This window comes from Rhodohalobacter sp. (assembly GCF_034521535.1).
Taxonomy (GTDB): Bacteria; Bacteroidota; Rhodothermia; order Balneolales; family Balneolaceae; genus Rhodohalobacter.
Genome location: NZ_JAXHMF010000005.1, coordinates 177,272 through 189,969, shown reverse-complemented (window position 1 = coordinate 189,969; position 12,698 = coordinate 177,272). Strand labels below are relative to the sequence as shown.

General features: G+C 44.8%; 19 protein-coding genes and 1 pseudogene. 10 read left to right on the top strand and 10 right to left on the bottom strand.

Going from position 1 to position 12,698, the window contains the following annotated elements:
* Window positions 1–1,028: 1,028 nt before the first annotated feature.
* From U5K35_RS07735 to U5K35_RS07715, 5 genes are all read right to left on the bottom strand, one after another.
* Window positions 1,029–1,199, bottom strand: a complete 171-nt coding sequence (locus U5K35_RS07735) for a hypothetical protein (RefSeq protein ID WP_322570883.1) — start codon at window positions 1,197–1,199, stop codon at window positions 1,029–1,031.
* 186 nt (window positions 1,200–1,385) lie between these two features.
* The gene (locus U5K35_RS07730; RefSeq protein ID WP_322570882.1) at window positions 1,386–2,378 is read right to left on the bottom strand and encodes a TonB-dependent receptor; all 993 of its coding nucleotides are present in this window, start codon (window positions 2,376–2,378) and stop codon (window positions 1,386–1,388) included.
* Complete coding sequence (locus U5K35_RS07725; protein ID WP_322570881.1) at window positions 2,362–2,556, bottom strand: hypothetical protein; 195 nt, start codon at window positions 2,554–2,556, stop codon at window positions 2,362–2,364. The genes U5K35_RS07730 and U5K35_RS07725 overlap by 17 nt, the downstream gene beginning before the upstream one ends.
* 338 nt (window positions 2,557–2,894) lie before the next feature.
* Window positions 2,895–3,284 carry a hypothetical protein gene (locus U5K35_RS07720; RefSeq protein ID WP_322570880.1) on the bottom strand — a complete coding sequence of 130 codons (390 nt, stop codon included), beginning with the start codon at window positions 3,282–3,284 and terminating at the stop codon, window positions 2,895–2,897.
* A gap of 4 nt (window positions 3,285–3,288) precedes the next feature.
* Window positions 3,289–3,705, bottom strand: a complete 417-nt coding sequence (locus tag U5K35_RS07715; RefSeq protein WP_322570879.1) for a carboxypeptidase-like regulatory domain-containing protein — start codon at window positions 3,703–3,705, stop codon at window positions 3,289–3,291.
* A 127-nt stretch (window positions 3,706–3,832) separates the two neighbouring features.
* On the opposite strand from U5K35_RS07715, the gene U5K35_RS07710 reads away from it, so the two are divergent.
* The 9 genes from U5K35_RS07710 to U5K35_RS07670 all read left to right on the top strand — a co-directional run bounded on the left by U5K35_RS07710 (window position 3,833) and on the right by U5K35_RS07670 (window position 8,651).
* Window positions 3,833–4,288 (top strand): 6-pyruvoyl trahydropterin synthase family protein, encoded by a 456-nt coding sequence (locus U5K35_RS07710; RefSeq protein ID WP_322570878.1) that lies wholly within the window; start codon window positions 3,833–3,835, stop codon window positions 4,286–4,288.
* A 16-nt stretch (window positions 4,289–4,304) separates the two neighbouring features.
* Window positions 4,305–4,811 (top strand): GTP cyclohydrolase, FolE2/MptA family, encoded by a 507-nt coding sequence (locus tag U5K35_RS07705; RefSeq protein WP_322570877.1) that lies wholly within the window; start codon window positions 4,305–4,307, stop codon window positions 4,809–4,811.
* Complete coding sequence (locus U5K35_RS07700; RefSeq protein WP_322570876.1) at window positions 4,795–5,205, top strand: GTP cyclohydrolase, FolE2/MptA family; 411 nt, start codon at window positions 4,795–4,797, stop codon at window positions 5,203–5,205. The genes U5K35_RS07705 and U5K35_RS07700 overlap by 17 nt, the downstream gene beginning before the upstream one ends.
* A gap of 145 nt (window positions 5,206–5,350) precedes the next feature.
* Window positions 5,351–5,776 carry a hypothetical protein gene (locus U5K35_RS07695; RefSeq protein ID WP_322570875.1) on the top strand — a complete coding sequence of 142 codons (426 nt, stop codon included), beginning with the start codon at window positions 5,351–5,353 and terminating at the stop codon, window positions 5,774–5,776.
* A 128-nt stretch (window positions 5,777–5,904) separates the two neighbouring features.
* Window positions 5,905–6,585: a DUF1573 domain-containing protein gene (locus tag U5K35_RS07690; protein WP_322570874.1), complete on the top strand. Its 681-nt coding sequence runs from the start codon at window positions 5,905–5,907 to the stop codon at window positions 6,583–6,585.
* A gap of 2 nt (window positions 6,586–6,587) precedes the next feature.
* Entirely contained in the window at window positions 6,588–6,956 is a 369-nt protein-coding gene (locus U5K35_RS07685; protein ID WP_322570873.1) for a hypothetical protein, read from the top strand.
* Entirely contained in the window at window positions 6,931–7,137 is a 207-nt protein-coding gene (locus U5K35_RS07680; RefSeq protein ID WP_322570872.1) for a hypothetical protein, read from the top strand. The genes U5K35_RS07685 and U5K35_RS07680 overlap by 26 nt, the downstream gene beginning before the upstream one ends.
* 291 nt (window positions 7,138–7,428) lie before the next feature.
* On the top strand, window positions 7,429–7,953 hold the full coding sequence (locus U5K35_RS07675) for a T9SS type A sorting domain-containing protein (protein ID WP_322570871.1): 525 nt from the start codon (window positions 7,429–7,431) through the stop codon (window positions 7,951–7,953).
* A 248-nt stretch (window positions 7,954–8,201) separates the two neighbouring features.
* Window positions 8,202–8,651 carry a hypothetical protein gene (locus tag U5K35_RS07670; protein ID WP_322570870.1) on the top strand — a complete coding sequence of 150 codons (450 nt, stop codon included), beginning with the start codon at window positions 8,202–8,204 and terminating at the stop codon, window positions 8,649–8,651.
* 23 nt (window positions 8,652–8,674) lie between these two features.
* Here the strand turns inward: U5K35_RS07670 and U5K35_RS07665 are convergent, their stop codons facing one another.
* The 5 genes and pseudogenes from U5K35_RS07665 to U5K35_RS19655 all read right to left on the bottom strand — a co-directional run bounded on the left by U5K35_RS07665 (window position 8,675) and on the right by U5K35_RS19655 (window position 12,054).
* Entirely contained in the window at window positions 8,675–9,172 is a 498-nt protein-coding gene (locus tag U5K35_RS07665) for a DUF6940 family protein (protein ID WP_322570869.1), read from the bottom strand.
* A gap of 708 nt (window positions 9,173–9,880) precedes the next feature.
* On the bottom strand, window positions 9,881–10,045 hold the full coding sequence (locus U5K35_RS07660) for a YqaE/Pmp3 family membrane protein (RefSeq protein WP_322570868.1): 165 nt from the start codon (window positions 10,043–10,045) through the stop codon (window positions 9,881–9,883).
* 47 nt (window positions 10,046–10,092) lie between these two features.
* Window positions 10,093–10,580 (bottom strand): annotated as a pseudogene (locus U5K35_RS07655) (OsmC family protein).
* 275 nt (window positions 10,581–10,855) lie between these two features.
* A complete protein-coding gene (locus U5K35_RS19660) occupies window positions 10,856–11,494 on the bottom strand; it encodes an amidohydrolase family protein (RefSeq protein ID WP_416221604.1) in 639 nt (212 codons plus the stop codon).
* Window positions 11,440–12,054, bottom strand: coding sequence for an amidohydrolase family protein (locus U5K35_RS19655; protein WP_416221603.1), 615 nt, complete (start codon window positions 12,052–12,054; stop codon window positions 11,440–11,442). The genes U5K35_RS19660 and U5K35_RS19655 overlap by 55 nt, the downstream gene beginning before the upstream one ends.
* 170 nt (window positions 12,055–12,224) lie before the next feature.
* Here U5K35_RS19655 and U5K35_RS07645 point away from each other — a divergent pair, with 170 nt between their 5' ends.
* Window positions 12,225–12,689: a hypothetical protein gene (locus tag U5K35_RS07645; protein WP_322570866.1), complete on the top strand. Its 465-nt coding sequence runs from the start codon at window positions 12,225–12,227 to the stop codon at window positions 12,687–12,689.
* The last annotated feature ends 9 nt before the right edge of the window (window positions 12,690–12,698 follow it).

Sequence of the window (12,698 nt, the reverse complement as noted above, 5' to 3'; positions counted from 1 at the left end):
TTACCCCTTTTTATGAATTGAATTATGAAGCCATAAATCGGATAAATTATACCGAAAAGCAAAGGGTGGATATTACCCAGCAAAAATTTGGGGCCGAACTACCAATATTTGGAATCTTTAATATCACTTCTGTTTTAGGCTTTGGGTGGAGCATCTTTCAAACTGGATCACAACGGAGTTAAGACTGATATAAGAAAAACCCCCTATGCCGAAATAACCTCACGTAACATTCCAACCACATCCACATTCATTCACAATAAACAAACAAATTGATCCAAAGAGTGTATGCTGGTCTTGGCTACCAGCACCATTCAGGATTTGGGATAAATGCCAATACTCGAGGAAATTGGTCCACTTGCAACAACTGGTTTGTTTCGGTTAGTTATCAATTCCTACTAACTCGTTGACTCACAAAGGAGTGACCGTATTGTTGCCAGCGATCCGAATATATCTAGCCCACCTTCTACATGGTAGATCACATTTTTTGGCATCTCCGGTGAAGCGTGGAGCCGCCCAGTTGAACCTGCTGTGATCGCACAAAATCGTACACGTTGTCGTCAATGGCATTGGCTACAATATTATTTATCCCATAAAAGGCAATTCCGATCCACGGGTAATTTAAAGTGATCGTGCCATCCTCGTTATCCTGAAAGTTGGCTTCATTTATAATTCCTGAACTGTTATCTGGAGAGCAAGATGAGGTCTTCTTCCGGTTGTGTCGCTATCCTGAAAAAGATCAGCATACAGCGGGGTGAGGCTTCTCGGCGGAGGGTTCCTGAGCCAGGGCGTTGAAGACATAAATATTCTGTTTGCCTTCCCGGGTAGAAACTTTTGGTGAGGGTGAGTTCAAGCTGTTCTTCAGATTGATAGGTCACGGTTTCGCGAGTGCCGGGCATTATCCGAAAGGTATCAGGGATGGTGGTGTCGGCCGTGATTCATTTGATCGGAGTCATCAAATGAAATATGCAGCTGGTAGGTTCGCCTTGGTTTTACCCGGTGATTCTGATCTGCCCAGTAGATTCCGGGAGCTAGATTCGAATAACTAAAGCTTTCTTCCACGGGGCTGGTTGGGGCCTGTTTCGAGAAGCCGGATCTCCACGTTTTGCGGAGTTGACGGCAAACTCTTCAAATTCATACAGCTCATTCGCTTCAGCAGTGGTGGAAAGCCGGACATTTGGCAGCAGGTTGTTTGCCGTCATATAACTTTCAACCACATAATATTCCTCGTAGTCATCCCTGGGGATACAGTTCCTGCAGGATACTAAAAGAGTGCTCAGTACAATCAGGTATAAAAAGGTGCTTGTTCATAGTTTTAAAAAGTTACGGTATAAGAGATGGCAGGGAGTATGGGAAGCAAACTAACTTCCGTGCGGGAAACCGGATTTTCATCGAAATCGAAATTCGTAAAACCATACATTTCTGCGGCTGTATACGTTGATGATCTGCAACTGAAGTTCTGATTCACCCCAGTCAAAAAAGGAGCCGCTTCTTGAGAATGAAATATCCATTCGGTGATAGTTGGGAAGTCGAGATGCATTCACTTTTCCGACCGTAAAAATATTGGGCTGATCGTTGGTCCAGGGGAGATCAAATTGTGTGTACCTGCCCAGAACTTCGGTATAAGCCTGACCGGAAGCGAAGTTGAAGCTGCCGGTAAATTTCCATCGGTCAGATAGCCGGTAATTTGCTACAAGATTGATATCATGTCGGCGATCGTATTTCGAGGGATAGAAACGTCCGCTCTCCTCCGTTTCGAAAATGCCGGAGTTAAAACCCGGAAATTTGCGCCAGGTATAGCTCAAGGTATAACCGATGAAGCCCGTAAATCGTCCGGCTCTTTTTTCGAAGAAGAGTTCGGTTCCATAGGCGTATCCTTCCCCAAAACGGAATATGTCAGGATAGGGAAGTCCGGCTACATCCTGCAAAAACGGATCAAGCTCAAACAGATCTTCCATACTGCGATAGTAAATTTCTATATCCAGCCCATAGTTTTTAAAGGGGATGGTTTTGGCGCCAAGAATAAACTGATCTCCGTAGGCCGGGGAAACGCCATCAGCAGAGGTGATCCATACATCGAAACCGGAAAAGGCCTCGTTGGAGATCAGCGTCAGGAATTGGTTGTATCTGCCATAAGCCGCTTGAAGACGAAGCCAGCTGTTGGGGCGGTGTTCCATCGAAAATCTGGGTTCCAGCCGGAAATATTCTCCGTCAGAAAAGTAATTGAGTCGCAGGCCCGGGGTGAAGATCCAGCGTTCGTTGGGCCTCCATTCATCCTGCACATACGCCGAGGCGTATCGATTCTTGGATGCGGCTTGCAAAGAGGTTATCTGCGTTATCGAACCTGATCCTGCAGTTTGAACGTCAAAATACCGCCCCACGCTCCCGGTTTGACCTGGCGATCGGGATGCGGCTGATATGTTGGAGGTCGCCCTTAATGGCAAAATCGTACGATGTTATCTGAACCGGTGAAGGCGTTGCCACAAGATCGAAGCTCCGGAAGATTAAAACAGCCGGAACCGGTCGCCACACAATCAGAACGGTCTTCCGTACGAACATATCCGTCCATCGAGCCACTGAGCGTTTGACTTTACCGTCGTCCGGATCGGGTCAGCTCTGCATCTTCCAGCAGAAGGAAAGGTGACGCGATCTGGCCGCGTCATGGAGAGCGGAGGGAAAGTTCTGTCGGTGGTGCGCGTAGCATCGTCATTCGCTTTTCCGTTAAAAACATCGGAGCGTGATTTCAAAGGGCACGCCGTCAGATGGTTCGAGCGTAGTCGCCGCCAGGAGGGGCTCAAGGGTTCATCCGCCGGGCCGCGAACGTCCGCGAGCCTTCGCTGTATCGACCTTCGACCGAGGCGCGCGTAGGCCCGGCGTCCCTGCTGTTACCGGACCTGCTACTTCATTCGTCTGTTCCCGTCTGCATTGAAAATCGTGAGCGCCGACCCTGATCGTACCGCCGTGTTGTCGTTGCCGGATGCAGCCGCCTTTGTATAATCGTACGTCTTTAGTGGCCATCGGGATTGAAGGTGCGAAGAAGAAGACCAGAAAAGTGGCTGGAATTGTACACGTGGTTCGTCCAGTAAGATCAGCGTTTGGTCCGGGCTGCCCCCGCGAATATATAATCCACTTGAAAAATCGGAGGCTGCCTTCACCCCCGGAAGCTGCTGGATGGAGCGAAATACATCGGCCTCAAAAACCGATGGCAATTCTTTAATGAGCTCTGTATTAACTTGTACCCGACCGATGTTCTTTTGCTCTTCCTCCTCCCGCTGCGAGCGGACCACAATTTCATCCCAGTTCTGACATTTTCAGGGTTGAGTTCAATATTGAGGCGAAGATTCTCTCCGGGCTCAAGCCGTATTTCCTGCCTGAATGCTTCATACCCACAAAACTGCAAAAGAGCATGTAGGTGCCGGGCTCGATGTCGGTAAGTGAATAGTAGCCTAAGGTGTTAGTGGCGGTCCCTTTCCGGGTATCCAGCAGTCCTACGTTGGCGCTGATGAGGGTCTCGCCGTTTTCAGTATCAGAAACAAAGCCATTTATGGAGGCCGATTGAGCGAAAGACCCGAAGATGTTTTGTAAGAAGAAGCCCTGTAATAAGTAAGATGGATCGATACATAAAGATGAAAAAGTCAGAAGTTTGTTTCGGGCTGATTGCACGTAAAAGTACTCATAAAGTTGCCAAGAATTGTAGTCGTTACGCATAGAATCTAAAATTGAATAATAAGGTTCACCCCAAATAAATAAATCGAAATATTTGCAATTGCAGAACTGTTTGAAGATTCTATCTGTTAACGCTTTTGAAATAACGATAACCTGAAATCCTAAACCATTGATTTTTGTAACCAGACAAGCTCATTTTAACGCTGCCCATCGGCTTCATAATCCTGATAAGAGTGACGAGTGGAACCGGCAAACTTTTGGAAAGTGCAATTACCCAAACTGGCACGGACATAATTATATCATTGAAGTAACCGTAGCCGGAGAACCGGATCCTGAAACCGGATTTGTGATCGATCTCGGTAAATTGAAATCCATTATAAATGAAAAGATTCTTGATCCCTGTGATCACCGGAACCTGAATCTGGATGTGCCTTTCCTGCAAGGAATGATCCCGACCACGGAAAATTTGGTACGTGCATTTTTCGAGCAATTACGCCCGGAAGTGGAAGCTGCCTGCAATCAACGGCGGGAAATTATATATGGTGAAGTTATTCGAGACGGAACGAAATATCGCAGAGTATTGTCCTTATCTGGGAATTTAACAGACTATTCATTATCCAATTAGCAGTAAGAGAAGAGCTATGATCTCAAATGAAGTACAACGTATTTATGACCCAACCTTTACGGTAACTCCCGAATACAAAGAATCTTTGCCCGACCTGCAAAACGGTCCGGCTTCACTCATCGAAGGAGCAAATGTGCCTATTCAGCAGGTGGGGATTTCTAATTTCAAGCTTCCGCTGAAGTTCAGCCGAAGGGAAGGAGATCCCGTTACGCTTGAAGCTTCCGTGGATGGATATGTAAGCCTGGAAATGGATAAGAAGGGAATCAATATGAGTCGCATTATGCGAACCTTCTACAAGTTTCAGGACAAGGTCTTTCATTTAGATCGGCTGGAAGAGATTCTGAAAGCATATAAAGAAGACCTGGAAAGTCAGGAGTCTTTTCTGCGAATTTCATTCAACTACCCATTACTCATGGACAGCCTGCGGTCGGGCATGAAAGGCTATCAGTATTATAAAGTACAGCTCGAAGGTCGGCTTGATAACTATGGTCAGATTTCAGAAATACATGCATCTCGATTTTGAATATAGCAGTGCATGTCCCTGCAGCTATGAGCTGGCTGAACATGCCCGCGAAACCAGAGATGTTGCCACTATTCCACACAGTCAGCGCAGTGTAGCCAATGTAACAGGTGCCCTGAAAGATGAATTTTTTGTGGAAGACCTGGTTCAGATCTGCCGCAATGCCCTGAAAACAGAAACCCAGGTGATGGTGAAACGCGAAGATGAACAGGCTTTTGCAGAGCTGAACGGAGCTTTTCAGAAATTTGTGGAAGATGCTGCCCGTTTGCTTTATGATGAACTCGACAGCTACAACAGCATTCGCGACTTTGTGGTGCGTTGCGTACACATGGAAAGCCTGCACAGCCACGATGCGGTCAGCCGTATTTGCAAAGGACTTCCAAATGGTTTGAGATAATAAAGGGAACCCTTATAAATTTATATAGAGCCTCGCATTTAATGTGGGGCTTTATTGTTTTGTAAAACCTGCAATTCTCATACGCACCGGGGCGATAAATGTCCTAACTTTGTGCTGCCGAAAAAACAAACATCAAAATTGATTTATGAGAAATTTAAAATTTCTATTTGCAACACTTTTAGCCCTATTGGTTACTGCCATACTGCTTCAGGCTCAACTATTTGAAGATTTTGAGTCGGAACAAAAATCAGGATATGCTGGAGCTTCTGTAGAATTAGAATCTGGAGAATGGTTTCTAGAGGATGCTCTTATTCGACCTGATGGAGGAGACAGCGATCTGAAGAATGGATCTTTGTCAGTAAGAATTCGTGATGGATTTTTACGTATGAATTTTGACAAATCAGATGGAGCGGACAAATTATCATTCTATTCAGGAAATTCTGGATTTAACGGAGATGGTGGGGGCATACTGCAGATTTATTATTCTACCGATTCCGGCTCAAATTGGAATGAATTAGGTGACCCTATAACGCACTCTCTAATGAGCTTGAACAATATACTTTTGAAGTAGCAACTGCGGGAGATATTCGGTTCCGAATCAATAAAACCGAAGGTGGACGTGTAAATGTTGATGACATCCGAATCACCGATTACATTGAGCCAGCCGACGAACCAACGGTAGCCGTAAGTGTAGACGGGGTGGGTGCAGATGCCGGCAGTGATGTGAGTTTCTCAGCTACTTCAACAAATTCAACCCGCACAAAGGATATTGAAATAACGAATCTTGGAAATCAGGAATTGGTGATATCGGAAGTAACGGTATCCGGACCCGAATTTTCTATTTCCAGTGACCTTGCTGACTCTGCCCTTAGTTTTAATGAAGAAGCGGTCGTTACCCTCTCATTCACTCCCGAAAGCGAAGGAAATTATCAGGGGCAACTGCAAGTGGAGAGCAATGCTTCTAACCAGGCAACTTTTACGTTAGAGCTGATAGGCGAAGGATTTGCCGATGGCGCTATCATCCCTATTTCTGATGCACGACAAGTAGAATTTGGTACACGCGTTACGGTAGCTGGCAGAGTTACGGTCGCAAATGAATTTGGTGGACCTGCACACATTCAGGATAACACGGCAGCTATTGCTGTTTACTGGCCGGAATTGCACTCAGCAGCCCAGTTTGGAGATTCAGTTATTGTTACGGAACCGGTAACGGAATTCAATCCTGTAGATGGTCCAGATGGAGACTTCTTGCTTCAAATTGCGGAGCATAATGGTGACGATGACATTACTTTTGAGATCATTGATACCGAAAGTAATAAAGTGGAGCCAAAATTGGTCACGATCGAAGAAATGAATTCTGGGATTATGAAGCCCAGTTAGTGATGATGGAGGAAGTGATCATTGATCACAGTGGCTCATTTCAGGGCCAAACAAATTACGATATCTCTGATCGCAGTGGCGAGGGCCTTATTCGAATTGATGGTGATGCCAATCTTGTAGGTATTGAAGCACCAGGTGATCCGGTTACGATTGTTGGGGTGGTAGATCAGTTCTTTGGAGATTACCAGCTAAAGCCGCGTTCTGCTGAAGATATTGGTGCAGAAGAAGTCAGTTACCCAGGCGATGATGTATCCAAAGACCAAACGTTTGAAGTGGTTACCTGGAATATTGAGTGGTTTGGTGACAGCGGGAACGGTCCGGATGAAGAAGGAGCAGTTCTCGAATGTGATAGAAGTGATTCGCGAGATTGATGCTGAGATCTACGCATTCCAGGAAATTGCAGACCAAGGCGATTTTGCAACCTTGCTCGATTCTCTGGATGAATACGGAGGAATTCTTTCTGATTTCAGTCAACAGCAGAAAACTGCATTTCTATTTAAAAGAAGTGAGATTGACTCGCTGAAGCTCAGCAAAAATCACCGAACAATATGACGTCGAATACTGGGCCGGTGGCAATAACCAAAGTTTCGCACGGTTTCCGTTAATGTTTCAATTTAACGCCACTATTGAAGGTGAATCCAGAGAAATTTATGCTTTCAATATTCACGCCAAAGCCATTGACGATGAGAGTTCTTACAATCAGCGCTATGAGGCTTCTCGTGAGCTAAAACAATACCTGGATCAATTGCACGCCAATGATAATGTGCTCTTTTTAGGAGATTACAATGATACGAGTACAGGCTCAATTTACGTCCGGTACAGGAGTCTCCCTATAAAAACTTTGTGGATGATGACGAGTATACCGTCATTACCCAAAGCCTGGAAGAGCGTGGATTTGCGTCTCAGTCCATCGGTTCATTTATCGATCATATCACCATCACTTCCGAACTGTCGGATGAGTATATCGTAGGAACGGAACGGGTTGAGAACACCAATTACATTGGCAGTTATCTCAGCTCCACTTCTGATCACTATCCTGTTTGGACACGCTTCCAGTTTGAGACGGTTGTGAGTAACGAAGAGCTCTCTGAAACTCCGGTGAACTTCAGCCTCGATCAAAACTATCCAAATCCATTCAACCCAAGTACCGTAATTAGTTATCAGTTAGCTGAAAACAGCACGGTGACGCTGGAAGTTTATGATATGCTGGGACGTGAAGTAGCTACCCTGGTGAATAATGAAAGAATGTCGGCCGGAAGTCATAATGTGACTTTTGATGCTGGAAATCTTTCAAGTGGTTTGTATATGTACAGACTTTCTACTGCCAACGGACAGCAGATCACTAAGAAGATGATGCTGGTTAAGTAAGGTTCGTTAGGTGTTAGTGTTTAGGTTTTAGGAATCGGCTTATACTTAGGTTTAAAACTCGCTATGATGCTTTGCGTCGTAGCGAGTTTTTTTTATACGCTATTCTACCTTGGTTTTGAGTTCCGCCATTTTATTAATTTTTTGTAAGTGCAAAATAATATGCAAACAAAGGGTACATATGAAACGATTAGCATGGATTATACCGGTTCTATTTTAATAGCAGGATGTGTGGCAGCAGTTCAGTGTACATGTTGCCTGAGACGGGACAACAGGGCATCACGTATCAAGTGTATGAGGAAGATGCTCAGACGGCCTATGATACCGCAGTGGAGATTTTTGATAATTCTCAGCTTCCTATCAATCTGGATCAGGGGTGGTCAATTGAAAATCAAGATGAGGATAACTTCACTCTTGAAACTGACTGGCGGGAAACGGGCAGTTCATCTTCTGTTAGCGGAGGTGCAATTATGGGAGAGGAAAGTGACGAACGATACAAGTTATCTGTTGAAGTTGATGAGGCTGAAAGTGGATCTAAAGTGATGCTTAAGTCATGGCTAAGCAGAATAGAAATGACGGGAAATCCCGAAAGGGAAAGTACCTGGCGGAACTTTGATGTGAACAGACAAACCGCAGTAGGGACATACCTGATCCCTGTTTTTGAAGAACTGGAGGAACAAGGGCTGACGGTTCAAAACTGATGCTGATGTCAGAGATACAATAATCAGGCTACAGCTTCTTGTATTCGCTGGTTTGATAGTACTTTGGGCTGGGAATCAATTCGGGCATGTAGCCAAAAAACACCCAGTCCTGAAGTGCTCAGCCATTTCGGTTTAGCGCCAATCCGGTGAGTCATTTCACTGCCCACCATTTTCCAGAATTTTTGCCTAATCTGAGATTCAGGCGCTTTGCGCACAAAACTTCCAATGTGGGGGTAAACGGAATTATCAGAAACAGGGCAAGGGGCAATGAGTTCTGCATCATTTCCTAAATTTGGAAAAGAAACCACTTCACGGCCCGGTTTGAAATGAGATCGAAAGGTCTGAGCATCCGGTGAAACGCGGGCAAGAAAGTCACTTTCCACAAGATTATATTCATATGGTTCATCCAGATTTTCGCGGGTCATGGGGCGGTTTTCCCAAAAGAAAGCTTCGAACGGACATTCTTGCAGACGTCTGTCGTACCAGCCTCTAAATTCTTCATTCCCTTTCAAAAGCTCCAAAAAATGTCCATCGGAAACACTCCCAGAGTTATCGTGTATGCGGAATTTTTGATGGCCCTTTCCCTTGTCGATTCTCTTTTATTTTCCGACATGGTTTCTGAAAATTGATTACGTTAATTCGAGATAAGCAATCTGCCAAATGATTTCTTTTAACGCTCTTTTCTAAGGCCAGAAGCCGAATGAGCCATTGGGTCATAAAAACTGTAACACGATTATTCCTTGTCAAAGCTTCTTCTAAGCATATCCTAAATAAATAACAGATCAGGTATATTCCTATGATTAAAGGGAGAACTGCTGCGTGCTACTAAAAGAAAGTTTCTGCTTTTATGAATTATCCTTGCGTTAGCAGCACCACGCTATCTTCCAAAGCAGCCACAGAGTGCGCAACTTCAGCGGGAATATCAATCTCGTCAAATTGTTTCATACTCACATCTTTTTTGGTTTGATGATAGATGACCTCACCTTCAAGCACCAATAACTTTGTGGGGTGATTCTGCGGTATGATCTTCCAAGTTTCATCCCTTTATTGAAGTCCGAAAAGTAATACTTTGAAATGATCGCCGGTATGAAACGATTTAGCGATGGGTTTATCTGGCACTCGAGTTGAGTCTTTAATAGTCTTGTACGGTCATGGTCAAAGGGTTTATTAAAATTTCACTACATCCTACAAAATAAGATGCACTTTTGAAAAATAAAGCTAACTATTTGTTACTCATCATGTTTTGCGATCACCCAAATGGCATGGATGATGCCCGGCAGAAATCCGAGAATAGTTAGCAAGATGTTCAGCCAGAAAGCTCCGCGAATTCCAACAGTCAGGAATACGCCAAGGGGTGGAAGTATGATAGCAAAAATAATTCTGATTATGCTCATAGCGAAAAGTGGTTTCTGATTCAAGGTTTTTTAAGCTACCGCAAGTCTCAGATATTATTCCCGGTTTTCAGGGTTTGATAGACTACGCAAAATCGCTCGGTAAGTTTAATGAGGGTATCACTTTTGTCTCTGGGGCTCCTCTGGTTTGAAGATCAAATTGAAGGCGAATATTTTTGAATCCAACCGGCGCTTCTTTGTCAACAGAAAGAGTCCCGCGGAAGTCTAGATCGCCTTCAGCATGAATTTTTGCATCCTTCAGATCAAAATCTATGGATGTTGCTACGGCCTTCAAGGTAACGCCGGCGCAGGCTGTAAGTGCTTCGAGCAGCATATCTCCGGAGCAGACCGATAGTCCATCGCCACCGGTAGCAGGGTGAAGTCCGGCATCCACCATTGCTTTCCCGGTTTCCACTTTACAGGTGATGCCATCCCCAATTTTTGAGGTAGCTTTCAGGGTCACCAGGGCCTCTTTAGGCTGATCTTTGTATTTTTGTTTTAAAGGCGCCTGTACTTCTTTGAGTTCTTCAGCTTTCATAAATAATTATAATGGCTTATCAGTTAATAAATTGATTAATAATGTGATTTTTAAAGATCCAGGTTTTTTGTAATCAAGGAGGTGATGTTTTATTTGACATATAATAGCCCATTATTCCTCGCAGAGGCTCGCTGATTCAATCGCAAAGAGCTTCCGCTGATAATTATTTATCCAAATCTTCTGGTGAATCTGCGAGATTAAAAATTACCACCAGCAACATACCCCTGTTTTCTTTTTGAAACCTTCCGTTTAGGACGCTATTGATCAGTGAATATCTATTGCTTGTAAACTTTACCGGCCTTCATCACAAAGGAAACATTTTCGAAGGTGCTGATATCTTCCAGGGGATTGGCGTCCGTTGCAACGATATCAGCCATTTTCCCAACTTCGATGCTTCCAATTTCATCATGCAGCCCTAACACCGTGGCAGCTACCGTAGTCGCACTTTTGATGGCTTCCATGGCAGGCATTCCCACTTCGGTCATATAACCAAATTCTCGTCCATTTAATCCATGGGGAAAAACACCGGCATCGGTTCCAAAGGCAATGTTAACGCCCCGTTTGTAGGCTTTTTCGAAGGTACTTTGAATTTTGGGTCCAATTTCGAGCGCTTTTGGAACGACCACTTCCGGGTAATATCCATCTACCTTGGCTTTTTCGGCTACCCATTTCCCGGCAGAAATAGTAGGGACGTAATAAGTGCCTTTCTCAATCATCAGATCCATCACCTCTTCGGTCATGTGCGTGCCGTGTTCAATAGTCAGGACTCCGGCTTCAACAGCGCGTTTCATCCCTTCAGCTCCGTGTGCGTGAGCGGCAACGTGCATGCCATACTGGTTGGCCGTTTCTACAATAGCGTTCACTTCATCCATGAAAAATTGCGGGGCATCTCCCGATTTGGCAACACTCTGCAAAACACCACCGGTTGCGGTGATCTTAGTACTGATCGGCTCCTGTCTTGATAGCGCTGACGTACCGCTTGCCGTGCTTCATCTTCTCCATTGATAACTCCTTCTCTGGGACCCGGATTTCCCATCAGGTCTTGTTTCCAGCCGTTGGTAGGGTCCGCATGTCCACCGGTGGTAGCTATAGATTTTCCTACGGAGATCACTCTTGGTCCGGTCCACAAATCCCTGGTTGATGGCATCACGGAGGGAGGTATCTCAACACCCCAGCCGCCCAATTCACGAACAGTGGTGAAGCCTGCCATCAGCGTTCGTTTGGCGTAGGCGGTGGAGCGAAATGCAAAATCTGCTTCATCAAAAGTAAATTGCTCCATGTATTTCTTGGGATTGGTTTCGCTTTCGAGATGCACGTGCAGGTCTATCAATCCGGGAAGTACGGTTTTATTACTCAGGTCAATGATCTGTGTATTATCGCTGCCGCTTACAAATCCATCTTCAATTCCTGTGATCTTGTTATCGGAGATCAGGATGCTGACTTCTGCCCTCGGTTCATCGGAGACGCCATCCATCAGCGTTCCGGCATGGATGATTATTTGTTGAGCAAAACTGGTGGCCGATAAGAAGAGCGCAAAGAGAAAAAGGGGAATAATAATTTCGACAGGTTCATAGAAAGATGTTTATTAAAATTTGAGGAATCAATATACAAAGCGACATAGAATATAGTAGCAACACACGGAATTTGATAAAAGAGAAAATATCCTTTAGTAGAATTTCACTTTGTACGTTTATATTTATGGTAATTTTGGCTACAAAAAAACACAACCATTTCTATGATGGTATTTTTTATTCTTGGTTTAGTTATGCTGATAGCGGGCGCAGAGTTGTTTCTAACTCGGTTGATAAATTTGGCCTGGCCTGGAGTGTATCTCCCGTGGTAATGGGGTTGACGGTAGTGGCTTTTGCGACCGGAGCTCCTGAGTTAGCCATCAGTTTGCAAGCGGCAGCAGAAGGGAAACCGGATCTGGTTCTTGGGAATATCCTGGGGAGTAACATCGCTAATATTCTGCTGATACTGGGGATTGCGGGCTTAGTTAGACCGCTTAAAATTACCAATAGAATCATAAAAATTGATGTGCCGGTGGTGATCGGCGCCAGTGTTCTGCTTTTTTGTGCTGGCCAGGGATGGTTCTCTTACGCCCATTGATGGATTTAT

Excerpts from the sequence above, each read along its gene's own strand:
- U5K35_RS07670 (WP_322570870.1), top strand. The coding sequence starts at position 8,202 with ATGTTGCCTGAGACGGGACAACAGGGCATCACGTATCAAGTGTATGAG.
- U5K35_RS07715 (WP_322570879.1), bottom strand. The coding sequence starts at position 3,705 with ATGCGTAACGACTACAATTCTTGGCAACTTTATGAGTACTTTTACGTG.
- U5K35_RS19655 (WP_416221603.1), bottom strand. The coding sequence starts at position 12,054 with ATGGATGGCGTCTCCGATGAACCGAGGGCAGAAGTCAGCATCCTGATC.
- U5K35_RS07695 (WP_322570875.1), top strand. The coding sequence starts at position 5,351 with ATGAGAAATTTAAAATTTCTATTTGCAACACTTTTAGCCCTATTGGTT.
- U5K35_RS07700 (WP_322570876.1), top strand. The coding sequence starts at position 4,795 with ATGCATCTCGATTTTGAATATAGCAGTGCATGTCCCTGCAGCTATGAG.
- U5K35_RS07725 (WP_322570881.1), bottom strand. The coding sequence starts at position 2,556 with ATGTTCGTACGGAAGACCGTTCTGATTGTGTGGCGACCGGTTCCGGCT.
- U5K35_RS07660 (WP_322570868.1), bottom strand. The coding sequence starts at position 10,045 with ATGAGCATAATCAGAATTATTTTTGCTATCATACTTCCACCCCTTGGC.
- U5K35_RS07705 (WP_322570877.1), top strand. The coding sequence starts at position 4,305 with ATGATCTCAAATGAAGTACAACGTATTTATGACCCAACCTTTACGGTA.
- U5K35_RS07685 (WP_322570873.1), top strand. The coding sequence starts at position 6,588 with ATGATGGAGGAAGTGATCATTGATCACAGTGGCTCATTTCAGGGCCAA.
- U5K35_RS07735 (WP_322570883.1), bottom strand. The coding sequence starts at position 1,199 with ATGACGGCAAACAACCTGCTGCCAAATGTCCGGCTTTCCACCACTGCT.